General features: G+C 50.6%; 24 protein-coding genes. 11 read left to right on the top strand and 13 right to left on the bottom strand.

What is annotated here, in order from left to right:
- Positions 1-19 precede the first annotated feature (19 nt).
- Both tsaB and EHT87_RS27080 read left to right on the top strand, forming a co-directional pair.
- Positions 20-712, top strand: a complete 693-nt coding sequence (tsaB, locus tag EHT87_RS27085; RefSeq protein WP_124909909.1) for a tRNA (adenosine(37)-N6)-threonylcarbamoyltransferase complex dimerization subunit type 1 TsaB — start codon at positions 20-22, stop codon at positions 710-712.
- Between the two features lie 39 nt (positions 713-751).
- Positions 752-1,264 carry a DUF2480 family protein gene (locus EHT87_RS27080; protein ID WP_124909908.1) on the top strand — a complete coding sequence of 171 codons (513 nt, stop codon included), beginning with the start codon at positions 752-754 and terminating at the stop codon, positions 1,262-1,264.
- 87 nt (positions 1,265-1,351) lie between these two features.
- On the opposite strand, the gene EHT87_RS27075 is transcribed toward EHT87_RS27080, so the two are convergent.
- The 5 genes from EHT87_RS27075 to EHT87_RS27055 form a co-directional block, all read right to left on the bottom strand.
- Positions 1,352-2,173 carry a hypothetical protein gene (locus tag EHT87_RS27075; protein ID WP_124909907.1) on the bottom strand — a complete coding sequence of 274 codons (822 nt, stop codon included), beginning with the start codon at positions 2,171-2,173 and terminating at the stop codon, positions 1,352-1,354.
- Between the two features lie 74 nt (positions 2,174-2,247).
- Positions 2,248-2,838: a ribonuclease HII gene (gene rnhB, locus EHT87_RS27070; protein WP_124909906.1), complete on the bottom strand. Its 591-nt coding sequence runs from the start codon at positions 2,836-2,838 to the stop codon at positions 2,248-2,250.
- Between the two features lie 84 nt (positions 2,839-2,922).
- Complete coding sequence (locus EHT87_RS27065) at positions 2,923-3,933, bottom strand: vWA domain-containing protein (RefSeq protein WP_124909905.1); 1,011 nt, start codon at positions 3,931-3,933, stop codon at positions 2,923-2,925.
- Between the two features lies 1 nt (position 3,934).
- A complete protein-coding gene (locus tag EHT87_RS27060) occupies positions 3,935-4,927 on the bottom strand; it encodes a hypothetical protein (RefSeq protein WP_124909904.1) in 993 nt (330 codons plus the stop codon).
- 2 nt (positions 4,928-4,929) lie between these two features.
- Complete coding sequence (locus EHT87_RS27055) at positions 4,930-5,796, bottom strand: DUF58 domain-containing protein (protein WP_124909903.1); 867 nt, start codon at positions 5,794-5,796, stop codon at positions 4,930-4,932.
- Positions 5,797-5,924: 128 nt separating this feature from the next.
- Here EHT87_RS27055 and EHT87_RS27050 point away from each other — a divergent pair, with 128 nt between their 5' ends.
- From EHT87_RS27050 to EHT87_RS27025, 6 genes are all read left to right on the top strand, one after another.
- Positions 5,925-6,344, top strand: coding sequence for a DUF4296 domain-containing protein (locus tag EHT87_RS27050; protein ID WP_124909902.1), 420 nt, complete (start codon positions 5,925-5,927; stop codon positions 6,342-6,344).
- The gene (gene hemG, locus EHT87_RS27045; protein WP_124909901.1) at positions 6,341-7,663 is read left to right on the top strand and encodes a protoporphyrinogen oxidase; all 1,323 of its coding nucleotides are present in this window, start codon (positions 6,341-6,343) and stop codon (positions 7,661-7,663) included. Before EHT87_RS27050 ends, hemG begins: the two co-directional genes overlap by 4 nt.
- A 94-nt stretch (positions 7,664-7,757) precedes the next feature.
- Entirely contained in the window at positions 7,758-8,558 is an 801-nt protein-coding gene (locus EHT87_RS27040) for a polyprenol monophosphomannose synthase (protein ID WP_124909900.1), read from the top strand.
- Positions 8,559-9,036: 478 nt separating this feature from the next.
- A complete protein-coding gene (locus EHT87_RS27035; protein WP_124909899.1) occupies positions 9,037-9,381 on the top strand; it encodes a T9SS type A sorting domain-containing protein in 345 nt (114 codons plus the stop codon).
- 78 nt (positions 9,382-9,459) lie between these two features.
- Positions 9,460-13,470, top strand: coding sequence for a S8 family serine peptidase (locus EHT87_RS27030; protein WP_229321388.1), 4,011 nt, complete (start codon positions 9,460-9,462; stop codon positions 13,468-13,470).
- A gap of 39 nt (positions 13,471-13,509) precedes the next feature.
- Complete coding sequence (locus EHT87_RS27025; RefSeq protein ID WP_221622081.1) at positions 13,510-14,166, top strand: DinB family protein; 657 nt, start codon at positions 13,510-13,512, stop codon at positions 14,164-14,166.
- Positions 14,167-14,204: 38 nt separating this feature from the next.
- Here EHT87_RS27025 and EHT87_RS27020 read toward each other — a convergent pair whose 3' ends face one another.
- From EHT87_RS27020 to EHT87_RS27005, 4 genes are read right to left on the bottom strand one after another with little or no spacing between them, the layout of a single operon-like run.
- On the bottom strand, positions 14,205-14,651 hold the full coding sequence (locus tag EHT87_RS27020; RefSeq protein ID WP_124909898.1) for a YdeI/OmpD-associated family protein: 447 nt from the start codon (positions 14,649-14,651) through the stop codon (positions 14,205-14,207).
- A 42-nt stretch (positions 14,652-14,693) separates the two neighbouring features.
- Positions 14,694-15,512 carry a DUF8757 domain-containing protein gene (locus EHT87_RS27015; RefSeq protein WP_124909897.1) on the bottom strand — a complete coding sequence of 273 codons (819 nt, stop codon included), beginning with the start codon at positions 15,510-15,512 and terminating at the stop codon, positions 14,694-14,696.
- 8 nt (positions 15,513-15,520) lie between these two features.
- Positions 15,521-16,405 carry a DUF488 domain-containing protein gene (locus EHT87_RS27010; protein ID WP_124909896.1) on the bottom strand — a complete coding sequence of 295 codons (885 nt, stop codon included), beginning with the start codon at positions 16,403-16,405 and terminating at the stop codon, positions 15,521-15,523.
- Between the two features lie 57 nt (positions 16,406-16,462).
- Entirely contained in the window at positions 16,463-17,371 is a 909-nt protein-coding gene (locus EHT87_RS27005; protein ID WP_124909895.1) for a carboxypeptidase-like regulatory domain-containing protein, read from the bottom strand.
- 105 nt (positions 17,372-17,476) lie between these two features.
- Between EHT87_RS27005 and gcvT the strand changes: the two genes are divergently transcribed.
- Positions 17,477-18,571: a glycine cleavage system aminomethyltransferase GcvT gene (gene gcvT, locus EHT87_RS27000; RefSeq protein WP_124909894.1), complete on the top strand. Its 1,095-nt coding sequence runs from the start codon at positions 17,477-17,479 to the stop codon at positions 18,569-18,571.
- Positions 18,572-18,674: 103 nt separating this feature from the next.
- Positions 18,675-19,391, top strand: coding sequence for a 2-phosphosulfolactate phosphatase (locus EHT87_RS26995; protein ID WP_124909893.1), 717 nt, complete (start codon positions 18,675-18,677; stop codon positions 19,389-19,391).
- Between the two features lie 76 nt (positions 19,392-19,467).
- On the opposite strand, the gene acpP is transcribed toward EHT87_RS26995, so the two are convergent.
- From acpP to EHT87_RS26975, 4 genes are all read right to left on the bottom strand, one after another.
- The gene (gene acpP, locus EHT87_RS26990) at positions 19,468-19,707 is read right to left on the bottom strand and encodes an acyl carrier protein (RefSeq protein ID WP_124909892.1); all 240 of its coding nucleotides are present in this window, start codon (positions 19,705-19,707) and stop codon (positions 19,468-19,470) included.
- A 143-nt stretch (positions 19,708-19,850) separates the two neighbouring features.
- On the bottom strand, positions 19,851-21,152 hold the full coding sequence (locus tag EHT87_RS26985) for a TolC family protein (protein WP_124909891.1): 1,302 nt from the start codon (positions 21,150-21,152) through the stop codon (positions 19,851-19,853).
- Between the two features lie 65 nt (positions 21,153-21,217).
- Positions 21,218-22,798 (bottom strand): DHA2 family efflux MFS transporter permease subunit, encoded by a 1,581-nt coding sequence (locus EHT87_RS26980; RefSeq protein ID WP_124909890.1) that lies wholly within the window; start codon positions 22,796-22,798, stop codon positions 21,218-21,220.
- 3 nt (positions 22,799-22,801) lie between these two features.
- Complete coding sequence (locus EHT87_RS26975) at positions 22,802-23,887, bottom strand: HlyD family secretion protein (protein ID WP_124909889.1); 1,086 nt, start codon at positions 23,885-23,887, stop codon at positions 22,802-22,804.
- Between the two features lie 228 nt (positions 23,888-24,115).
- Between EHT87_RS26975 and EHT87_RS26970 the strand changes: the two genes are divergently transcribed.
- On the top strand, positions 24,116-24,634 hold the full coding sequence (locus tag EHT87_RS26970; RefSeq protein ID WP_229321386.1) for a MarR family winged helix-turn-helix transcriptional regulator: 519 nt from the start codon (positions 24,116-24,118) through the stop codon (positions 24,632-24,634).
- Positions 24,635-24,655 lie beyond the last annotated feature (21 nt).

Genomic DNA, 24,655 nt, shown 5'->3' with positions numbered 1-24,655 from the left:
TCATTCATCATTCATTTTCATGTCTCTCATTCTCTCCCTTGATACCTCCACAACCGTTTGTTCGGTGGCGCTGCACCGCGACGGTGCGGTTTTGGCCTGTTTTGAATTGTTTACTGAAAAATCGTCGTCGGGTATGCTGACAACCTTGATTCGGAACGTGGTTCATGACAGCGGACACCAGCTTTCGGATTTGGATGCAGTTGCTGTGGCCAAAGGGCCGGGCTCATATACCGGTTTGCGGATTGGCGTTTCGACGGCGAAAGGCCTGTGTTTTGCGCTCGATAAACCGCTGTTGGCCATCAATACGCTCGAGGCCATGGCGTGGCAGCTGAGCGGTTTTTATCCCGCATCGTATGCGCTTTGCCCGCTGCTCGACGCCCGCCGGATGGAAGTGTATTGCGCGGTGTATGATGCAGATGTCCTTGAAATTCGGCCCACGTCGGCGCAAATTATTGACGACCAGTCTTTTGCGGATCTGTTGACACAGCAACCCGTTGTGTTTTTCGGCAATGGCGCGGCCAAATGCCGGGCGGTATTGGCGCACCAGCCGAATGCGGTTTTTCCCGAGCAAGTCATTCATCCTTCGGCCCGAACGGTGGGCCAACTGGCGGCTATCGCGTATCAGGAAAGCCGGTTTGAAAATGTCGCGGATTTTGAACCCTATTATCTAAAGGATTTTGTGGGAACCAAGCCGAAGAAGTTGGTTGTTTAGCGGGTATGTACTTACGGACTTTAGTCTGTATACTTGATTATGGAAACAGAACTGATTGTTAATCGCGTGGCCAAAAGTGGCCTGGTGTCCCTGGATCTGGAAGACTATTATCACCCCGGCGAACGAGTTGTCTACGACTTGAAAGACAATCTGTTTATGGGTTTGATTCTCAGGGAAAAAGATTTTCGCGAGTTTCTGAAAACCCACAACTGGAGCCAGTATGAGGGAAAAAACGTGGCCGTTACCTGTTCGGAAGACGCCATTGTTCCGACCTGGGCCTACATGCTGCTGACGATTCATCTGGAACCCTACGCCCACACGGTGGTGTTCGGCACGCTGCAGGATCTGGAAGAAAAACTCTACTTCGACGCCATCGCCCGCATCAACATCGAAGACTACCGCGACAGCCGCGTGGTGGTGAAAGGATGCAGCAAGGTTTCGGTGCCGACGGCGGCTTACGTCGAGATCACGCGCCGGCTGCGGCCCGTTGCCCAGAGCATTATGTTCGGCGAACCGTGCAGCACCGTGCCGCTCTACAAGCGCCCAAAATAAGAATGAGTTTACGGTTTCCAGTATACGGTTTTCGGTGGCTGACGCACGAAGCTAACGCGTCAGCCACCGAAAACCGTATACTCATTCCTACTGATTATAAATAAACTCCTCCTTCCGCCCATCCGTGTAAACTTGCCGGGCGGGGTAGCCGTCGGGCCGGTACTCATACGTCCATTGCTCATCTGAGCTAATTCCAGAAACTAGATTAACCGACGTCTGACGAACAATGTTATTCGCACTCATATACCAGCTAATCTCCGAATTCAACCGGGCCGTACGGTAGGGGTTGGGAGCGTTATCATATTCATAAGTTGTAGTACTATTGGGCCGGTCGGTATTCGAAACATTGGTGTACAGATCTTCCCTTGTCACGTTTCCCCGGTTATCATAGTAGAGCAACGTATAGGACGCCAGTTTTCCATTGCTCGTGTAAATGTTTTTTCTCTTTATCTGCTTCCCGTATTCATATTCGAACGTTGTGGTGGAGCGATACTCGGTTTTGTTATCGATCTGGATCGAATAATTGTCTCGTTTACGGAGGGTTGTATCGGGATTGAAAACCGTATCATCGTAGGAATAGATTTTCAGGGGCTGTCCCGATTGAATGCTGCTCGACCAGGGCGGATTGGTAAAATGCTGTTCCACGCGAAGCGTATTTCCGCCTGTCCATCGATAAACCTGTTTGCTGTCCACCGCGCCGTTTGTATTTTCCGAAATGATCTCGCGGAGCAGGTTGTTCTCGTCGTAGTTGTAGTGGGTGGACCGAAACGAAGCCGGACTCGCCGGACTTCCGTAGTAATCCGTTCGAATCAAACGAAAGGAGGAGCCTCTGGCCAGAATGGCCTCTTCGCTCTTTCGGTTGCAGGCCATAACCAGCATCAGCAGCAACAAAAAGTAAAAAGTCTTCATACGGGTTCAGGTAAAATGCAGATACTGAAAGGATTCCGTCGGATGACGAAGCGTTGGAATCACCTGCAAATTTCTCAAACCAGCCGAAAACTCATCCGGTGCCACCGGCACGGCCCGAATTCCTGAATCGCCCGTCGGTGAAACGGCGTCGGATAGCCGACATTTCGTTCCCAGCCGTAGTGCGGAAAGTCAATCGCCAGTTTTTCCATCAACTCATCCCGGTAGGTTTTCGCCAGCACCGACGCGGCTGCAATGGACAGAAACTTCGTATCGCCTTTGACAATACAGGTGTGCGGAATCATCGGGTAATTGATAAACCGGTTGCCGTCGATCAGCAAATGATCCGGTTTTACACCATCAGCCCGATTCATTACCACATCCAGTGCCTGGTGCATCGCCAGAAAGCTGGCTTTCAGGATGTTGATGCGGTCAATCTCTTCGTTCGAGACTTCGGCCACCGCCCAGGCCAGGGCGTCACGCTGCAATTCGTCTCGCAGTTGTTCCCGTTGAGATCGACTGAGCTGTTTGGAATCGGTCAGGATCGGGTGCGTATAGTTTTTGGGTAAAATAACCGCTGCCGCCACCACCGGCCCGGCCAGACAACCGCGCCCGACTTCGTCTAGTCCCGCTTCGGTGTAGTTTTCGTTGTAATGAGATCGTAGCATACCAGCCAAGAGAGGATAGACAAGAGAAGTGAGATGAATAAACAGACATTGCATCTTTGCACGCTTGTCTCATAGCTTTACTTTTCAATCCTCAAGAATATTTCCAAAAATCGTATTTTTCAGGCATAACGTCAGCAGCAGAAACACAATGGCCCAGTACAGGTAGACGCGGTAAAAATCCTTGACATCCTTGTAAATAACGGTTTTGACGGGCGTTTTTTCCAACCGATCAATTTCATTGAAAACCGTCTGCAGGCGGGTTGCGTCGCCCGCGCGGAAAAAACTTCCGCTGCCGATGTTGGCGATAGTAGTCAAAATTCCTTCATCCACCGTAACCGTTGCAAGGTTGCTGGGAACACTTTGTGTTGGTGGGCGTCCGATAGCCACGGTATAAATTCGGATGTTGAACGCTTTAGCCAGCCGTGCCACCGTAACCGGATCGAGATTGCCGGCCGTATTGTCGCCGTCACTGAGCAAAATAGCCACTTTACTTTTTACTTTTGATTCGCGCATCCGATTGATACATACCGCCAGCGCACTGCCGATGGCCGTGCCGGAGGTCTTGATCATGCTGGCGTCCAGATCGTTCAAATACCCGTTCAGCAGGTCGTGGTCGGTTGTTAGCGGGCAAAGCGAATAGGCTTCTCCGGCGAAAATAACCAGCCCGATCCGGTCATTATGGCGGCTTTTGACAAAACTGCGGGCCACGCGTTTAGCCGCTTCCAGGCGATTGGGTTTGAGGTCCGTTTCAGCCATGGACGACGAAATATCGATAGCCAGCATGAGATCGATGCCTTCGGCCACCCGTTCCGTTTCTTCGCGGATCAGTTGGGGCCGGGCCAGCGCCATCAAGATGAGCGTGGTGGCGATAAAGAAACTCAGTGGCAGCAAATACCGCAAACTACCGAGTAGCGAAGGCTGAAGTTCGGTCTGATTGAGGGCCACATTCAGCCGTTGTTGCGACTGGCCGGCTAGCAGGGTCCGCAATCCAAACAAAAGCAGAATGGCGGGAATGGCATACAAATAGATCGGTTGCGCCCAGACAAACTGGCGCAGTTGCGAGATTGTAAACCACTGATACGAAAACCATTCCATATTAAGTCGTTCTAAGGGGATCTGCCTGAGTTACGTCCTGCAACTGGACGCTGCTCCGGCGGTAGGCACTGTCGGCTACTTCGTTTAAAATACGGAGCGACTGCTGGGTTTGGTCGGAATATACGCTTCCATAAATGACCCCGTCGATTTCTTTCAGCGCGTCGGCCAGTCGATTATCCTGCACGGATTCGACAATTTCGCGGGTTGTCAGTGACGTAAACGGTTTGCGTTCCAACTGCTCCATGTACTTCTTCCAGATTACCACCGCTCGTCCGGCATCTTCATGGGCGGTTTCGGGACCAATACCGCGTGTCAGGCGATTGAACGACCGTTGAAAATCCAGGTACTGCCGGTACAGCTGATAGCGCCGGATGCGCGTGCGGATACTGCGTCCGAAGAATAGAAAAAGAATCCCTGCCAGCAAACACAATCCCACTAAAATAGTCATTAACAGCGGATAATTCATCTGTTGCTGAAGCGCAACTACAGCCATATCGGTCGAAAGTCGAAGCGTGTCGGGCCGCTGAGTCTGAATGCGTTCCCGGAGCTGGATCGTATCGACATTGGAAAAGACAACGGTGCTATCGGTGGGCGTACGCAGCAGAAAAACCGGTACGCGCAGGGTCTGCGTCGGACGGGTTTCGAAGGATACGAGCGTATAAACCGAACTGTCCAGACTGCCTCTGGCATCGGTTTTCGTCGAGAAGATCGAAATATCACGCACCAGAAAGGGCGAAAAATGCCGGGCGGTATCCGGGAATAAAACATCGATCCGGGGCCGGTGCCGAATGCTCAGCGAATACTGGAACGGTTTGCCAATTTCAATGGTATCAGTCAGAAAAACTCCTTTAGGGGGCTGGGCGTAAGTGGTGTTGAGGAAAAATAAATAATGAATTACGAATAGCGAATTCCGAATAACGAGCCATCGGCTAAAATCCGTTCTACGCTGTTGAATCCGTTTTATCGTGCGACGCGGCCGCGTTCCTATCATCATGTTCATCGGGCTTTTCGAACACGGAACAACTCGATCAGTTGCGGAACGTAATCCGCCTGCGAATCGAGGGCCACGTAATTGGCGTTATACTGTTTGCAAAACCGCTCCAGTTGCTGCTGGCTTTGCCGGAACGTCTGCTTGATGCCGTTACGGAAACTGGACGACGAGGTGTTGACCCAAACCGTTCGGCGGCTTTCCGTATCGTAAACCGGAATAATTCCCAGCCGTGGCAGATTGGTTTCCCGTTGGTCGTACATGTGAATGACCACCAGATCGTGCTTCCGGGCGAGGGCTTTCAGGTTGTGTTCGTAGCCGGAATCGATAAAATCCGAAACCAGAAAAACCACACTCCGGCGTTTGAGTACGTTGAGCGTGAACAGCAGCGCATCGGCCAGATTGGTGCGTACGGACTCCGGTTTTAGTTTGAATAAATTGACAATCAACTGATAACCGTGTTTCATGCTGTTCGACGGCTTGAGGTATTTTTCCTTTTGATCCGAAAAACAGTACATTCCGACGTGACTGGCTTCTTTGATGGCCGACAGCGCCAGAACGCCACAAACTTCACGGGTGGTATCGAGTTTAGAGCGGGTGGTCGTGCCAATTTCCTGGGAAGCACTGACGTCCACGAGGAAAAAAACCGTCTGATCTTTTTCTTCGCGGAAAATTTTAACGAAGGTTCCGTGGCCTTTCGAGGATACGTTCCAGTCGATTGCCCGCACGTCGTCGCCATACTGGTAGGTGCGTAAGTCGCTGAATTCCAGACCAGAACCTTTGAAAATGGACCGGAAATTACCGCGCATCTGCGAGTTGACGGCTTTCCGGATCCGAATTTCGAACTGATATAACCTTGCCAAAAACTCGTGCATCGGATCTTTTTGGCTAAACGCGGCTGAAAATCCGGTTAAAAATGGTTCAGCGACGAATAGCAGCGTGTTATACGAACAGGATTCCCGACATTTGTACTCAGATGCCAGTTTTGACAAAAATAACGAAAATGAACGCGCAACTGTGCTGCCAATTCCGACAATGGGCGCTGTTAGTAGTATTTAGTTTTTTGCAGGCCTGCCAGACGCCGGCGGAGAAACCACCCGAAAACCTGATTCCGGAAGCAAAAATGGCGCAGATCTTAACCGAAATCCACCTGGCCGAAGCGCGGGTTACAAAAATGAACCGGGCTTCGCAGGACAGCAACACCCTGATTTATAAGCATCTTGAGAAGCAGATCTTTCAGAAATATAAAGTAGATACGGCAGCTTATTCGCAGAGTTACAAGTATTATTCGTCGGACCCCGAGCAATTAGCGGGGATTTATAAAAAGGTAACGGAAGAGTTGGAACGGCGTAAAAAGCCGGTGGACACGACTACCACGAGCAAAAGCCGACTCCCGGCCCGACTCAAAAATTTGAAGAAATGATTGCCATCATTGGAGCAGGAATATCGGGCCTGACGCTGGCGTATGAACTCCAGCAACGCCAAATTCCGTGTTTATTGTTTGACCGCAGTGATGAACCCGGCGGGCTCATGCAGTCCCGGCGCGAGGGAGACTATCTGATCGAACTCGGACCGAATTCGCTGCTGGGCGACGCGGCTTTGCTGACCTGGCTCGATCAATTGGGCCTGACGCCGGAAATTCGCTTTGCCAGGGCGGTTAGCAAAGCGCGGTATATTTTTCGCAACGGAGCCTACCGAAAACTGCCCACGGGTCCGCTGTCGCTGCTAGTCACGTCTTTTTTCAGCTGGCAAACCAAGAAAGCCATCTGGCAGGAACGTTCCAATCACACGGTTTCGCCCCCCGGCGAAACGTTGAGCGCCTTTTTTCGCCGACGGTTTTCGCAGGAAGTGGTGGAGTATGCCCTGGCACCGTTTGTGGCCGGTGTGTATGCCGGAGATCCCGATCAGCTGCTGGTTTCGGAAACCTATCCGGTGTTGCTGGAATACGAAAAAACGTATGGTTCGGTACTGAAAGGCTTCATTAAAAATGCGGGTTCGGCCGGGCGACGGCAGTCGTTCAGCTTTCGGAACGGGCTGCAAACGGTGCCTAAAGCACTGGCGGCTCAGGTAAAAACCGTTAAATTGACTGATGCCGTAAACCGCCTGACCAAAACAGAAACCGGCTGGCTGCTCGACGCTCAGAGTGGGACGTATTCTGCCGACGCCGTGGTGCTGGCTTGCGATACCAATGCTTCGGCGGCCTTGCTTGAAGCAACCTGGCCAACTTTGGCAACGCTGCTGCGTCAGATCGATTATCCGCCCATGACGGCCGTTCATTCGGCTTATAAACGGGCCGATGTAAAACACCCGCTCAACGGCTTTGGCGGTTTAAATCCGCGCAGCGAAAAGCAATTTGTGGCCGGACACATCTGGAGTAGTTCGGTATTTGACGGACGCTGTCCGGCGGATGAAGTGTTGTTTACGAGTTTGGTGGGTGGTCGGCAAGGGGCTGAAAATACCCGGCAACCGGACGAAACCATTCGCCAGCGGGTACATCAGGAACTGGTTCAGGCGTTTGACATTCAGGCTAAAAAGCCGGTGCGGCAGTGGCTCAAGCGTTGGGACCGCGCAATTCCGCAATACGATGCCCGGATTGTGCCGGTCAGAGAGCAGATTCCGGCGCTGGAGTCGGACGCGTTATACGTATGTGCGAACTGGTACGAGGGAGCCAGCTTGTCCGATTGCATCCGGAAAGCCCAGGAACTGGCCGTTAGGCTATCGGAATCGAAAACCGCTGAATGATAGCCGGTTTTAACAAATTTTAAGGCGATTAATACATGAAACCGGTATTTTTCCTGTTAATTTAAAAGTAGCGTACTCTAACCCGATTCAACTCTTGAAAGAATGCTTAGTGGTCATTCCGACCTACAACGAAATCGAAAATATTGAAGTCATCATTCGGAAGGTTTTGAGTTTATCTACTCCTTTCGATGTGCTGATCGTCGATGACGGCTCACCGGATGGCACGGCCTTACGGGTGAAAGAATTGCAGTATGAATACGGGGCCGACGGGTTGCCGTGGCGGCTGCATATGATGGAGCGCAAAGGAAAATTAGGCTTAGGGACGGCCTATATTGCTGGTTTTCAATGGGCGTTGGCCGAGGGCTATCGGTATATTTGCGAAATGGATGCCGATTTCTCGCACAATCCTGACGATCTGGTGCGGCTCTACCAGGCTTGTGTCAATTCTGGCAACGACGTGGCTATTGGTTCCCGCTACATTACGGGCGTAAACGTCGTAAACTGGCCGATGGGTCGGGTTCTGATGTCCTATTTTGCCGGAATTTACGTTCGTTTTATTACCGGTATGTCGGTAATGGACCCTACGGCTGGATTTATCTGCTATAGCCGGGAAGTGCTGAAAACCATTCTGCAAAATAATATTCGGTTTGTCGGGTATGCTTTCCAGATCGAAATGAAGTTTCTGGCCTGGAAATACGGCTACCGAATTGCGGAAGTGCCCATTATTTTCACCGATCGAACCAAAGGCGTCTCCAAAATGTCGAGCGGAATATTTAAAGAAGCAGTATTTGGTGTGCTTCAGATGAAAATTGCCAGCTTTTTCCGGCGTTATATACCGCCCCGAAAACAACCGGAACCGATTCCGGCCAAATCGGAAACTTCGGAAGCGGTGTAGGTTCAGCCTACACCGCTTTTTAGTGACTTCCCCTTCCAGACTCACCAAAAATCAATACTCCTCCCGCGTTGTATTATTCAGTGCTCAGGTAGCCATTTTCTACGGCCTCTCCGTTAGCCTGGTTTTGCCAAAAAACGCTCATACAGTCCTGAATCAAATTTTTTCCACTCAAATAATCGCTCGTCTAACCTGATTTTTCAGTGGGCGACAAAAATATAATTGTATTATATAAAGAATCTTTGAATTTTTCAAATAATTGAGCTTCTTGAGTAAACGGTTTGAACACGAATAAAACTTAGTTCTTTTTATTATGGACAAAATATTATTTGGTGTTGATAAATACAATTGCAATAAGATACAGAAATTAAAATTGCACTGAAAATCAAGGCTTTAAATGGGTGTAAATTAATTTCATCTTTTAATAGTTACTTTGTTGAACAATAACAAAAAAGGTTTTTCACCGTAAACAAATAAAAAGATGAACACCACACTGAAAGCTTCGTTGATGGCCCTTGGAATGGGCTTTATTATGATTTGTGTAGTTGATGCCGTTACGCCCCAATCACTTCTGAAAGCGCTGGTTGGCCAATCGGGTCCAAAAGCCAACGTAACAGTCGTTGTAAATAGAGTTGATGACCAGCCGATTACCGTTCGGTTGTCAAAATTAAACGGCGAAGTAATTGCCAGCAAACAACTGGGAGAAGGAAACACGGTTCATTTCGGTTTGAAAGATGCCGTAAACGGTACATACCGGGTCGAAGTTTCTAACGCGACCACTAAAAAGGTAAAAGACGTCGTTCTGTCTGCCCAAAAGGCGGTTTAATACGAAACGGATTAAAAATCCGTTCTCTTTAGTGCTAACTTCAACAGTTTTGGTAACTTGTTGGAGTTAGCATTTTTTATGTCTGTACATTTACGATATCTGTGGGTTGTGTTGTTCGGAGGAATGGTTTTCAGCGCCCATGCCCAAAAACCGCTTTATAACCAGCAACAGCGAACGGCGCTCAACCGGCTTAGCCAAAGTTTGCAACAGACCAATCGTGCATCCTACCGTCGCGCCGTCGAAATGGCTCAAAAGCGGTTGATTCCCCTGCGTCAGGAACGATCGGACGGAACGATTTTGATTCTTCATGATAGTGACGAACGCGGTAATCTGCTGTTTAATGCAACAACCAGTGCCACACGCGCGGGCAATACGACGCGCACCTCTTCGCTTTATACCGGCGGCTCTCTCGGCCTCAACCTGTCTGGAAGTAGTCCGGCCGTGCGCGATAAACTGGCCATCTGGGACGGCGGAAAAGTGCGGCCAACGCACGTCGAACTAACCGGTCGGGTTACGCAAATCGATAGTGTTCAGGCTATTAGCACCCATCCAACGCACGTTGCCGGAATTATGATCGGACAGGGAGTTAACGACCGGGCGCGGGGGATGGCTTTTGGCGCCAATCTGAAAGCGTACGATTTCGACAATGACAACGCCGAAGTGGCTGCGGCTGCGGCTGATCTGCTGCTTTCCAATCATTCCTACAACATTCAGGCTGGCTGGATTTTTAATTCGGAACGGGCCGGCGACATCAAATGGGAGTGGTGGGGCGATACAACCATCAGTGCTTCAGAAGATTATAAATTCGGAATTTATAACAATGGTGCCCGTGACTGGGACCGCATTACCGTGGCCGCTCCTTATTATCTGCCGGTAAAATCGGCGGGGAATACGCACGGGCAGAATGGGCCGGGGGCCGGCGTTTCGTATTGGCTCAGCAACACGAAGGTCATGAGCAAAACCGCCCGCAACAATCAGAATGGCTACGACCAGATTTCGACGGACTGCAATGCCAAGAATATTCTGTCGGTAGGGGCCATCAGCGGTATTCCGACCGAATACGCGCAACCTTCAGATGTTCGGCTGGCGAGCTTCAGTTCCTGGGGCCCAACCGACGACGGGCGCATTAAGCCGGATATAGTCGGCGTCGGCGTCAGTGTGCTGTCGGCGGGGTCGGCCAATGACAATGCCTACGCAACCCTGTCGGGCACATCGATGGCGGCTCCCAACGTTTCCGGCTCACTGCTTTTGTTGCAGGAATACTATGCCCAGTTGCACAACGGACAACTCATGCGCGCATCGACCTTGAAAGGACTGGCCTTGCATACCGCTGAGGAGGCCGGTGATTCGCCCGGTCCCGATTACCGGTTTGGCTGGGGGCTGCTCAACGTCGAAAAAGCCGCCCGAGTCATTAGCAATACCGACAAAAGTCACGTTCTGGAAGAGCGAACGCTGAATCAGGGCGAAAAACAAACCGTACAGCTAGTCGCATCGGGGCGCGGACCTATGGTCGTCACGATTTGCTGGACCGATCCCGAAAGCGTTTCGCTGGGCGCTTCGGCTGCCAATCTGAATAACCGGACTCCCCGTCTGGTCAATGATCTGGATATTCGACTGGCCGACGGTTCACAAACCTGGCAGCCCTGGGTGCTCGACCCGGCTAATCCGGCTAATCCAGCCACAAAAGGGGATAATATCCGGGATAATGTCGAGCAGATTCTGCTTACGGACGCCATTCCCGGAAAAACCTATACCCTAACCATTTCGCACAAAAAAACGCTGTCGACCGGAAAGCAAAATTTCGGTTTGCTGGTCAGTGGCGTTGGTGGAAAAACCTACTGCGCGTCGGCGGCCACTACACCCGGCCCGGCCAGCATCGACCGCGTTCGCTTTGGAACCATCGACCAGACCGGCGCTGCGGGTTGTCAGCCGTATTCCGATTTTACGAGTGTAATTACAAACGTTTCGATTGGTCAGAAAATACCGCTGGAAGTGACGGTTGGCAGTTGCGGAGAAAACCGGCCAACGATCACCAAAGCCTTCATTGACTGGAACTTAGACGGCGATTTTGACGATGCGGACGAACTGGTGGCTACCTCGGGTGCGTTGACTCCGTCGGCACCTTTCTCGACAACCTTGACCACACCAGACAGCCTGGCCGATGGGCAATCGACGCGCCTGCGGATTGTTACCGTCGAAACGGGCGATGCCGGAGCCGTGCAGGCTTGCGGGAGCTACGCAAATGGCGAAACGCAGGATTATCTCGTGCGGTTTGTTCGTCCCCAGAACGACGTCGGTATTCGGGCGATTGTGTCGCCCCAGAACGGTTTTTGCAATCAATCCGACATTCAGGTAGCGGTGACGGTCCGGAATTACGGTTCGGCCGAACAGCGAAATATTCCGGTTACCGTCCAGATTCTGGCGCCTTTTGGGTCTGCCATCGCCAATCTGCGCGATACACTTAAAGTAACGCTGGGACCTTCGCAGGAAGCGCAGCTGGTGCTGCGGGGCCAGGCCGAATTTAAAACCGCCACGGCGTATCGCTTTACGGTTCAAACCCGGTTGGCAGCAGATCAGGATCCGTCAAACGACGAACGGATTACGATTCTGACTACTTCGGCGGCCAGTACCGATCAGGGAAGTTTCTCGGTTTCCGCCTGTGACAATAGCGCCGTATCGCTGCGCAATACCGGTAGTGGAACCGCTTTCTGGTATGATGCCCCGACCGGTGGTACGCTGATTGGCGCAGGGAATCAGGCCACGGCGCTCAGCCGGCCGGCCAGTGGTATTTATTATGCCGCCTTGAATCAGTTTGCCGGAACCGTCGGGCCAGCCACTAAACAGGCTTTTGGTGGCGGAACCTATTCGGGTAATTTTGGGCCGCAGCCTTTGATTTCCACCCAGGTACCGCTCGTTCTGGAAAGCGCGCGGCTGTATATCGGTAGCGCGGGCCGGATCACTTTTTCCGTACAGAAACCGGATGGAACGCTCGTTTCCAGCGTCACGCTCGATGTTACTCCGACTCGCAATCCCAATACGCCCGTTGGAACACCCCCGGCGGGCCAGCAATCGGACGACCCCACAGATCCGGGTGCCGACTACCTGTTAAATCTGTCGATCCCCGAAGCGGGGGAGTATGCGATTGGCATTGCCTACGAAGATGGTGCGACCATTTTTCGAAGCAACGTCGGCGTAACCGGTTTTCCGTTCCGTATTCCCGGTGTCATGAGTTTGAACGGAGCGTTATTTAACGGGGATACACTGAAAGATGCCTATTATTACCTCTATAATTTGCGGGTAAAAGCAACCGGTTGTCCATCTTCGGCGCGGGTCGCCGTCACGGCAAAGCCGGGTTCTGAGGTGGTGGCGGTTGTGACGGCGGATGGCGCAACGGACATCTGCCGGGGTAGTTCGGTGGTGTTGCGGGCCAAAGATGTAGCGGGTTATGCATATCAATGGTTTTTGAATGGGCAGGCGGTTTCGGCGGCTACGTCGGCCACGCTGTCGGTGGCTGCGGCTGGGTCTTATAGCGTTCGGGTGTCGGGCGAATGTCCACCGGCGATGTCGGCGGCTGTGGTGGTTACCGTTAAAGACGTACAGGCACCGACCATTACCCGCAGCGGTTATACCCTGACGTCTAACGCACCGACGGGCAACCAATGGTTTTTGAACGGCGTTCCCATCGCCGGAGCTACCCAGCAATCGTGTACGGTCCGGCAATCGGGGCGGTATTCGGTTCGCGCGAATGCCAACGGCTGCGGGGAACTGGTTTCGCAGGAAACAACGATTGATGTTATTACAGCGGTAAATCCGCCCAGTAGTGCGGGATCAAGTCTTCGGATTTCTCCTAATCCGGCTTCAAAACAGGTGACGATCCAGTTTGTCCCCGAATCGATAAAAAGCCAGACCTACCGGTTTACGCTGGTTGATGTTCGCGGAATAGCCCTGCGTTCGGCGGTATTGAGCCGGTCGGCAACCGATTTTTCCGGCACTATCGACGTATCGACCTTGCCGTCGGGCTTGTTTTTTGTTCTTATTCAGGATGAAAAAGGGCAGACGGTTCGGCGTAGTAAATTGCTGAAAGAATAAGTACTTTTAGTTTCCATCTCACCTTTCAAACGTACGGTTATGAATCAGAACTTTTCGCGTCGAACCTTCATGAACTACGGTCTGACGGCGGCTGCGAGCCTGGCTATTCCGGGCGTATTTCCTCAAACGGCCACCGCGCACGGCTTTGCACCGGAAGACAGTCTGTTAGTCATTGGACCCATGAAAGGGTATTCACCGCAAATTGGTACGCTGGTATCGATGCTCAACTACAACCGGGACACGATCATCCGTTCTGTGAAAAGCCTGACGATGGCCCAACTCGACTTCTTGTTCGATCCCCACGCCAACACCATCGGCGGTTTGCTGCTGCACCTGGCGGCTGTCGATTATTTTTACCAGATCAACACGTTTGAAGGGCGGCAGGAACTGAATGAAGAGGAAAAAAAGGAGTGGGGAGCCGCGATGGAGCTGGGCGATGCCGGACGTCAGGAAATCAAAGGTCACGACGTGCCGTATTACCTCGAAAAGCTGTCGGCAGTGCGGGAAAAGACGTTAACACTGCTGAAAACTAAAAATGATAAATGGCTGCTGGCCCTCGATCCGATCTGGTCAAAAGAGCAGCCCGTCAACACTTATTGGAAGTGGTTTCACGTCTGTGAACATGAATCAAACCACCGGGGCCAGATTTCCTTTCTGAAAAGCCGCCTGCCCGGCGCGAAACCGGCCAAGGATTGAGTTTGCTGATTGGCAATCCGCAGCAGATTAGATTGTTTTTAAGCTTTGCCTTCCTGAAACATCCCGATCGATTTGGCAATGCGCTGTTGCCGGGTCTGAGCGGTTTTGGCGTCTTCGATGGACAGGATGTGGCGTCGTTTGTTGCTATACGACAGGCTATCAAAAAACCACTTTGCATCGGTATTTGCCTCCAGAGCCTCGACAAAATCCGCCGGAAGGGTAACTTCGCGGGGTTCAGTATCGAGTTCCAGGTCAACTTCGATGGTATCCCCGGCGGCCACACCCGCGCCCGCCCGGTTTTCGGCACTGACGCCCAGCATAAATTTGCCGCCCATGACGGCCACACTACTTCGATACGTATACCCGTTGATGGTCACCCGAACCGCGGGTTTCTTGCTGGTTCCCAGACTGGCCACGACTTCCGGCGGTACTTCAACGCCGGTGGCGGTTTTTCCGTGGCTTAGGAGGGTGGTTTGGAATTTCATATGGGAGCGAGGCTTTTAGTTTTATAATTGTTGATTATCAATTTAAAATAAAGAAAGTTGAGGTTGTAAAGAGTCATTCATTGGATAGAAAATACCGATAATAACAAACGGGTTTGGCGCACGTCTCATATGCCATTCTTTTGTAGTCCCTAAAAAAAGGTATATATCACGATTATTGATAAAAGTCTCGTTATATTTTTCTCTTACTTTTTGTAAGGCGGCTTGTTCATCTCCATCCGCCCTATGTAAACAATTCCAATATAATTGACCAATCTCCCAATCCTCAATCATTAATCTGCTAATTTTTCCAGCTTCATCACAAAATTTATAAAAAAACTTGTAAGGTATCTTGCGTATCAAACTACGACGATCTTGGTCACCTGTAAACAGATTCAATTGCTTCATTTGTTCTAACCATTCTGTTTTCCAGTTGCGATCGTCTTGTTCTATATCAAAACTAATAATTCGAGCCGGTTTGAAAGTAGCAAGAGATTTATTAGAAGGCTCTTTTGATAGTTGAATAAGCCGAGTCATATTTTTATGCACATCTTGTAAGCAGAAGACTTTTCGCCTAATCCAGTTCTTTTCAGTGCCTATCTTCTCTCCAACTATCATGTCAGATAAGTCGGGATGTACAGGTGAATGGCTTTCTGGGCGAAAGTCTTGCCTACGCGGTTTCTGCAATTCCAGTTCTATCCAATGGTATTTATGAGCATCAGACTTTAGCAAAAATTTAAGAGGCACAGGATAAATACGTATCCAACTGCCATCCTCTAGAATACCGGCAGTACATACCAATTCGTCGTAGCTTCGTGATGGTAAAGGATATGTTGTTACCGTGATAAGAACTTTCGTTTTCATCAAGCTTTCTAAATATGGTTCAATTCATATTTCCAGTCATTGTGATTAACGACTGCTTCTGCAACCTTACTTCTGTGGCATTGGCAATAAGAAGCTTCAAAGCAAGTCAAGGCAACTCGATGATATTTTAATACTAAATCAAGAATGCAATCGATATTGTGCTGTTGAAAAAACAAATAATTTGTTTTGTAATCGTCAAAAAGTGTGTCGTAATCAGTTTGGTCTTGTAAATGTTTTCGTTTATCACTTGGAATACCCAATTCAGGCAGATGTATATATATTATACCTAATGCGTTACAAACCTTAACTAAGTCACTTTTAGAGAAACCAAATTTTTGACTTATTGCGTTACGACGAACATCACATAGCACTTTAACATCGTTAATAATAAGCTTATTAAAATAACTTTCAAGTGAGATTCCTTCGTATCCAATGGTGAAAAGCGACACATTGGTTTTTTGAGGTTTATGATTTTGGACAGCCTCATATTGTTGAGCTGAAAGCATTTTCTCAGCTTTTAAACTATTAATTGCCCAGAATGGATATTCAAGATACGTTTTGTAAATAAGCTCATCAGTACTAAGCTCTTTAAGAGTGTATTTTAGATAACGTATAATTTCAATATCGTTTTTCGTGAGTTCGTTCAAATGCAATTTATGACTTGTTAAATTCCATTGATTGTCTGTATTTTCAACAAATCCACGCAATTGCAATGCCCCTAAGTCCCAAACGGCCTGATAGGAGTAACAACCATATTTATAAGGTATGAAATCGTAAACTGGCTTTTTCTGTAGCCTAGACAACAAAAAGAGAGTTTTTTGAAGGGCAATTTTATTTAATTGTCCGCCAAATTGTTCCAATAAAGCTAGAATTACCTTCCGACGATAGTACATTTTTTTTTACAAATAAAGCAAATTTAAGACGTGAAACATATAACCATCTATAGTGCCTCACTCCAGCGCAATCTTTGCCTGAATAACCGGGTGTTCGCCCAGCCCGACCCGCGACAGGGGCGCGTTGCGTCGCCAGGTGCCGCCGTTGATGCGTTCCCAGTAGGTGGCCGTCCGTAGCTCCCGGGAAAACGCCAGGTATTGCCCGAAACATTCGCGCACATTCTTCTGACCATCCGGCATTTTGAATGACGTCGCGAATTTATAGCGGGCTTCCTCGGTCGGGAGCCATTCCATCGCAATGAACAGACCCTCCTTCGGAAACGCAATCTGGTAGCGCGACAGATCGACCTCGCACCAGGTATTGCCCCGCCGGGCGGCCGTCACCACGCTCTGCGGTAGCCGGTCCTCGCCCGGTTCGCCATCGGTGTTGGCATAAACCCGCACCCGAAACGGCGCCGACGGAACGCCCCCCCGCGCAATCAGATACGACACCCGCTGCAAATACCCCCGAATGCCGTTGGTATTGCGGACGTACAAGGCAAACTCGATGTTCCGGCCCGAGCAATTGCCCCAGACAATCGGTGCCCGTTTCCGAATGGCTCCCACCGTTGCCAGACGCGGTTTTTGACCCCGGACCACAATTTCGGTCAGCACATTCGGTTTGGAACGCAGCCGGAAAACCGTGGTATCGGCCAGGCCCGCTAGTGGCAGAAGCAGACTCTCAAACCCGACGCAGCTAATCAGAAGCGTATCGATTCCCGGCGGAAACCGCGCCGAAAACCGTCCCTGCGCATCGGCGTAGGTCCCGAACCGGTGCTGGGGCTCGCTAATCAGCGCGTAGGAAACCGGCTGGCTCGTGTCGTCGATCCGTACCTGCCCGGCTACAGTCGTTTGAGCAAGCACGGATGCGGAGCGAAATAATAAAACAAAGGCAATCAGAAACCGGCTATAGGGAATAGTAGTCATGGAAAACCGTCAACAATTCGGTAGTTTTGTAAGTCGGGTTAGTGATAAGGTGCGCCATCGCTGCGTTGAACCGGAATCCGAATCGCATTCTCAATTCTTCCTTTTATGGAATTAAAGCACGTACCGCTCGAAAAGATTCACGAACAACTTGGGGCAAAAATGGTGCCGTTTGCCGGATTTCTGATGCCGGTGCGGTATTCGTCCGACATAGAAGAGCACCAGACCGTCCGCAATGGCGTCGGTATTTTCGATGTTTCGCACATGGGTGAATTCATTTTGAAAGGTGAAAAAGCCATTGACTTAATTCAGAAAGTGTCGGCCAATGATGCCTCGCTGCTCTACGACGGCAAGGTGCAATACAGCTACCTGCCCAACAGCGAGGGTGGCGTGGTCGACGATCTGCTCATTTATCAGATCAGCAATATAGAATATATGCTGGTTGTCAACGCATCGAACATCGAAAAAGACTGGAACTGGATTCAGAGCCAGAATGAGTTCGGGAGCGGCCTGGAAATGGTCAACATCTCGGATGGAACCTGTCTGTTTGCCGTTCAGGGGCCATTGGCGGCCCAGGCGCTGCAACCACTGACGGATGTTTTGCTGGATTCGATGTCGTATTATACGTTCGAAAAAACGGATTTTGCGGGTTTTCCGAACGTAATTGTCTCGGCCACGGGCTATACCGGCGCGGGCGGTTTTGAAATTTATGTCGCCAACGAGCAGGCCGAAGCCGTCTGGAAGGCGATCATGAAAGCCGGAGAACCCTTCGGAATTAAACCCATTGGGTTGGGCGCGCGCGATACGCTGCGGCTCGAAATGGGCTACTGTCTCTACGGCAACGACGTCGACGACACGGTTTCACCGCTGGAAGCCGGTTTGGGCTGGGTGACGAAATTTACCAAGCCGTTCATTAATTCCGAAAGCCTGGAAAACCAGAAAAAGGAAGGTCTGAAACGGAAACTGGTCGGTTTTGAACTCGTCGACCGGGGCATTCCGCGGAGCCACTATGAACTCTGCGACGCCGACGGCAACCGCATCGGTGAAGTAACGTCCGGTACGCAGTCGCCAACGCTCAGCAAAGGCATTGGCATGGGGTACGTTCCGACCGAATACAGCAAACCGGGTTCCGAAATTTATGTTAAAGTCCGCGACCGGCTGTTGAAGGCGCAAGTTGTGAAGTTACCTTTTGTAAAAAAATAAACTGGATAGGAGCACTGGTTGGGCCGATTAAACGGATTTGTACGGATAAAAATCAGTTAAAATTCGGTCAATCCGCCCAATCAGCGTTCCTGTACCTCCTAGCATGAAAACAATTGACGTCTGCCTGACTCCTGATTTACTCCATCTGCACACCGATTCACTCGAAAATTCCATTGTTGTCGTTGCCGACGTATTTCGGGCGACGTCGTGTATGGTCACCGCTTTCGCCCACGGTGTCAACAGCATTACGCCGGTGGCAACGGTCGAGGAGTGCAGCCAGTTGCAGGGCCGGGGCTATCTGGCCGCAGCCGAACGAAATGCCAAAAAAGTCGATGGGTTTGATCTCGACAACTCGCCGTTCAGCTACATGGACGAACGGCTGATTGGCGCCGACATCGCCATGACGACCACCAATGGCACCTACGCCATCACGCGTTCGCGCAATGCGGTGAAAGTGCTGGTGGGATCGTTTCTGAATCTGGAAGCCGTCGTACGGTTTTTGCAGGGCGAACGCTACGATGTTCTGATTTTGTGTGCGGGCTGGAAAGGGCGGGTCAATCTGGAAGATACGTTGTTTGCCGGTGCGCTCATTGAGCGGTTGAAAGATGAATATATGGTTCCGGAAGACAGCGGGCTGATGGCCTGGCGCATGTATATGCAGGCGAAAGCCGATTTGCCGGCTTTTCTGGCCCCTTCCTCACACGTCCGGCGGCTCCACCGGCTGAGCATTCACAAAGATATTATCTACTGTTTGCAGCATGATCTTTACGATGTCATCCCGGTGTTGCGGGGGAGCGCGTTGGTGAGTATGGAGATGTAGTTAATCAAAAAAGCCGGAATGCAACTCGTTTAAAAGTGCATTCCGGCTTTTTATTCACCGTATTGTTTCAACCGGATTAAGCTTCCATAGCGACGTGTTGCTCCGTCTGCAAATAATCGACAACGCCCTGAAAAGTCGTTAATTTTGAATAATCTTCGTCGGGAATCCGGATGCCAAACTCCTGCTCCAACTGCATAATCAAATCAACAGTGTCCAGACTATCCAGACCCAGATCGCGCGTAAAGTGAACGTCAGGATGAATGGCCGATTCCTTAACTCCAAAGTTTTTGAGAATGTTGGTTACGCGATCTTTCATAGTCGTAAACTGTTTTCAGGTTGTCAAATGGTGCAGATGAGTATCTGCTCGTGTGTGAGAGCGGCTGTTCTGTCAATAACCACACGTAAAGAACCGTCTGTTTTATTTTTTAGTTTGCCAGACAACCAACTTTTCGTTTTCGGTTACAACAAATTTTCTCCCAATAATCGTTTATACTCTAAATGATTGAGTAATAGCTGATACTGGTAATTCAACCGGGCCAATTCCGCTTCTTCAACGCCCGTTTCGGCACTTTGCAACTCAACGGGGGTGATGACGCCCGATCGCAACCGGATCTGCGCAATTTCCAGCGCCTTCCGGGCCTGTAACACCTGCGTTTCCAGATTCTGCAACCGCTGCTGGTTACTCCGAATGTCGGCGTTCAACTGTTCCAGACTCTGCCGCAACTGGGCGTTGGCATTCTCGACCGCATACCGGCTGGCGTCCAGATTCAGACGGGCCGCCTGGTTTTGCAGTGAGTATCGTTTACCGGAATAAATCGGTACGGTCAGATTTACCCCGGCGGCAACGTTAAACTTCAGCGTACCAATTTCTGGCAAATAGCCGTTTCGGTATCCCGCCGAACCACTAAAGCTCAGGTTGGGGCGACCGCTGCGGTCGTTAGCCAGCAAATCGGTTTGAGCCACCCGAACCCGGTCTTGCGCTAGTTGTACTTCTTTATTCGATGATTGCGCCGTTTGCAGGCTTCCTTCCAGTGTGAATGGCTGAACCTGTGCCTCAAATTGAGCGGCAGCAGGACTGATGGCCGGGTTTGGATCACCGGTCAGATACGTCAATAACGCACGTTGGCGCTCCAGATTGTTTTGCAGATCAATTTTTCGATTTTGGGCGGTTTTCAACCGGACTTGCTGCGTCAGTAAATCATACTGCAATGCTTCGCCATTCTGTAAGCGGTTGGCAAAAATCTGAATATTTCCCTGCGCCACTTTGATAACCGAGTCCTGAACGACCATACTTTTTTGCAGAAAACCGATACCGTAATAAGCCGCAGCCACCTGATAGCCGAGGTTTTGCCGGGTCAGTTCAAGGTTTCGGCGCAACAGCTGCACCTGATCAACGGCCTGTTTAATGCTGGCGTCTGTCCGGCCAAAATCATACAGCGTCTGCCCAAGGCCAATGTTGGCGTTGATGTTATGATTGGGTTGAAACTGGATGGTCTGATCTTTCCCGTTGACGGGCAACGTGGCTTTCGCTACGGGTGTAACGTATTGATACGTTCCGTTGCCGGTAATGTTGGGTTGGTAAGCTGAACGGGCGATATCTACGTGCACTTCGCCCGCCCGGAGTTGCTGCTCCTGCTCTTTCAGACGCGGAAAGTTCGTATTGGCCTGATTGATAAGCCCCCGCAAGTCGTCAGGAATGGACTGCGCTCCTGCGGTGACCGTCGTCAGGGTGAGTAGTAAAAAGAGACTAAATGGTTTCATTCGATTGGTCTGTGGAATTGTGGATAAAATCCAGCCGTGATTGATAACTTCGTCTGGTCGATCGGTCAGTGAGCGGCATCGGCTGCGGCTTTGGCGGCTGCCGGGTCCATTTTTTTGTTCTGCATCAGAAATAACAGCGGTAAGGTCACCACGAAAAACAGTCCGGCGAGCCGGAAGGTATCGAGATACGAAATCATCAGGGCCTGTTTGGAAATAATGGCATCCATGTTCCGATAAGCACCCGTTACCGAATCGAGCGCGTTCACGCCCCGCGACGCGAGGCTCTGCGCCATCGCATTGAGCCGGTCGGTCGTCAGCAAATCGTCAGCTTGAAGATTCGAGACCAGGTCATTGCGGTGAACGGCACTGCGCTGGGCGATATACGTATTGGTGATTGCGACGCCAAAAGCCCCGCCCAATTGCCTGACCATGTTGGTGAAAGCAATACCGGTCGGAAGTTCGGACGGCTTCAGCGTCGAAATGGACTGATTGATCAGCGGGGCATTGATCATCGCCAGACCAACCCCGCGCACCAGTAACGCCCACGTAAAATCGCGCTCACCAGCGTCGGCGTTGAGGTTCGACATCATGTAGCAGAACAGAATGAAGGCCAGATAGCCGAGAATGGCAAAAATCCGCGGAGAAACACCAGCCGCCATCGACCGCCCGACCACCGGAAACATGACCAGCGCCACCGCTCCGCCCGGAATCAATATATTCCCGGTTTTGGTGGCCGTGTAGCCAACGATGCGCTGGGCAAACAGCGGGAAGAGCAGAATGGACGTGAACAGGCCGTAGCCGATAATAAATACCAGAATGGAACCAATGGCGAGATTGCGATTTCGTCCGACCACCCGCAGATCCATCACCGGACCCTTTGTTTTCAGTTCCCACCAGAGAAACAGCGGAATGGAAATGGCGGCCGTAATGGTCAGGTACAGAATCGCGTGGTCGTCGAACCAGTCGTCGGCTTCGCCCCGTTCCAGCACGTATTGCAGGCTGCCGACACCCACAGCCAGCAACAGAATACCGATCTGATCAATATGAATCTTGTTGCGGTCAATATTAAACTCGTAGGGTTGCTTTTCGACAAACGTCGTGCACAGAAAAACCGCCAGAATACCGATTGGAACGTTGATGAAAAACATCCAGCTCCAGTGGTAATTGTCAATGATGTAACCGCCCAGCGTGGGTCCGAGCGTTGGTCCCATCACAATGCCCATCCCGAAAAGTGCCGAGGCAATGGCGCGTTGATTGGGCGGAAACGCATCGTACATGATGCCCTGGGACGTGGATAGCAACGCTCCCCCGCCAATTCCCTGCAGAAACCGGAAGGCCACCAGCATCCACAGATTATCGGCAATACCGCACAAATAGGAGGCAGCGGTAAAGAGAATAATGGAGCCAATGTAATAGGTTTTCCGGCCGAAATAACTCTGCAAAAAACCGGTCATCGGGATAATGATCACGTTGGCAATGGCGTAGGCCGTGACGACCCACGAAATATCTTCGATCGTAACGCCCAGATTTCCGGCCATTTGGGTCAGACCGACGTTCACAATCGAGGTGTCGATCAGCTCCAGAATAGCCGCCGATACGGTTGTGATGACGACGATCCATCGTTTAAATCCTGCTGCTGCTGCCATAATTTACTGAACTTTCACGGCTACGTCGGTACTCAAACCCGCGCGCAGCAAGCCTTTGTATTTCGCCGGATTTTCGATTTCAATTTTCACCGGTACGCGTTGTGTAACTTTTACGAAGTTGCCGGATGCATTATCCGCCGGCAGAAGCGCAAACTTGGCCCCCGTCGCTTCCGAGAGCGAAACCACCTTGCCTTTTACGTCCAGATCCGGATAGGCGTCGATTTTTACGTCCACCGGCTGACCAACGCGCATGTGTTCCAGTTGGGTTTCTTTAAAATTGGCGACTACCCAGAACGTCGAGTCATTCACGATCGTGAACAGGTTCTGACCGGGTTGTACGTATTGGCCGACCACGACGTTTTTCTTACCAATTTTTCCGGCAATCGGAGCGGTAATTTTGGCATAGCCCAGCCGGAGTTTGGCGTTGTCGATGGCGGCCTGTTTCACTTTGAGCAGGGCCTGTGCTTTCAGAATATTGGCCTGCGCTTTCGCAATGTTGGCCTGCGCCACGCCTTCCGAGGTTTTCGCCAGACCAACCTGCTGCACATTGGCTTCGAATTGCCGGGCCTGAACTTCGGAGTTGTTGCGGGAGTCTTCCAGTTGCTTTTGCGTCAGCGACTGGCCTTTGTAGAGATTTTCGTCACGTTTGAGGTCGTTGGCGGCTTTCGATACGCGCAACGATTGTACATCCGCGTTCGATTGCGTCACTTTCAGATTTTGCTGCACATTGCGGTAACTGGCCTGGGCGTTTTGCAGATCAGCCCGTGCCGTTTGAATGTCGGCCAGCGTTTGCTGATAATCGGCTTCGGCCTGTTGCAGCGCCACCTCGTATTCCTGCGGATCGACGGTGATCAATTCCTGGCCTCGTTTAACGGCGGCATAATCTTCGATGGAGACCTGCTGCACATACCCGGCTACGCGCGCCAAAACCGGTGCTGTACTGCCTTCAATCTGCGCATTATCCGTCGTTTCGTAGTGCTGATTATAGCGATAGGATTGAAAACCGTAGAAAGCAGCCGCTACCACAATGACCAGCACAATCAGACGCGGAAGGTACTTTTTTACAGGTGTGGTTTGTTCTGTTGCCATTTTTAGAAAAAATTTAACAAATTTTGTTTTAGTAAACTTGGTTGACTAATTTTGCACAAAAGTAGAACGAGTTAACGGATTAGTCAACTTAATTGACTACTTTCTTTCTGCTTTAATAGTATTTTAATACACCAAAATCTGGTTCATCGGTCGGCTGGTTTGGATAACACATGAGTATCACATTGTGGAAATTTGTAACTTGACGGCTCTGTAACGATTAAAATGATCATGAATACCGAAGTGGTAGCGGTTAAACAGCCGTTTGATTTTCAGTTATTTTATGCGATCCGTGAACGGTCGTTGGGCCGGGTCATGTCGAAATTGAAGCGGTTTTTGGGTCGTCATGCCGAACAGCGGCTCTCTGAACTCGGCTTTACGAATTTCAAGGCGAGTTACATTGCTTTTCTGGGCAATCTGGAAGAGCACGGCACTACGAACAATGAACTGGCCAAACGAGCGGGTGTAACCAAACAGGCGATGAGCAAAGTCGTCAAACTGCTCGAAGACGACGGTTATATTTATACGGTTAAAAATGAGCGGGATTCCCGCTCAAGCCAGATTTTTATCAACGAACGCGGCAAGCAGCTTTTGGTGGCGGTTCATACCTGCATGGAGGAGCTTCGGGCGAAATTTCACGCCATTGCCGGTTATGAGCAGGTTGAACAGATGATCGATACCATGGTTTTGCTGGTGCGGGAAATCGAAAAAGATACCGGCCCTTTGTCGGGTTCACCCTGTATACCTTGATTTCTAACTACCCAAAATTCG

The organism is Larkinella knui (assembly GCF_003858645.1).
Taxonomy (GTDB): Bacteria; Bacteroidota; Bacteroidia; order Cytophagales; family Spirosomataceae; genus Larkinella; species Larkinella knui.
Note: the sequence above shows the minus strand (reverse complement) of the source record. Positions and strands in the feature narration are given on the sequence as shown.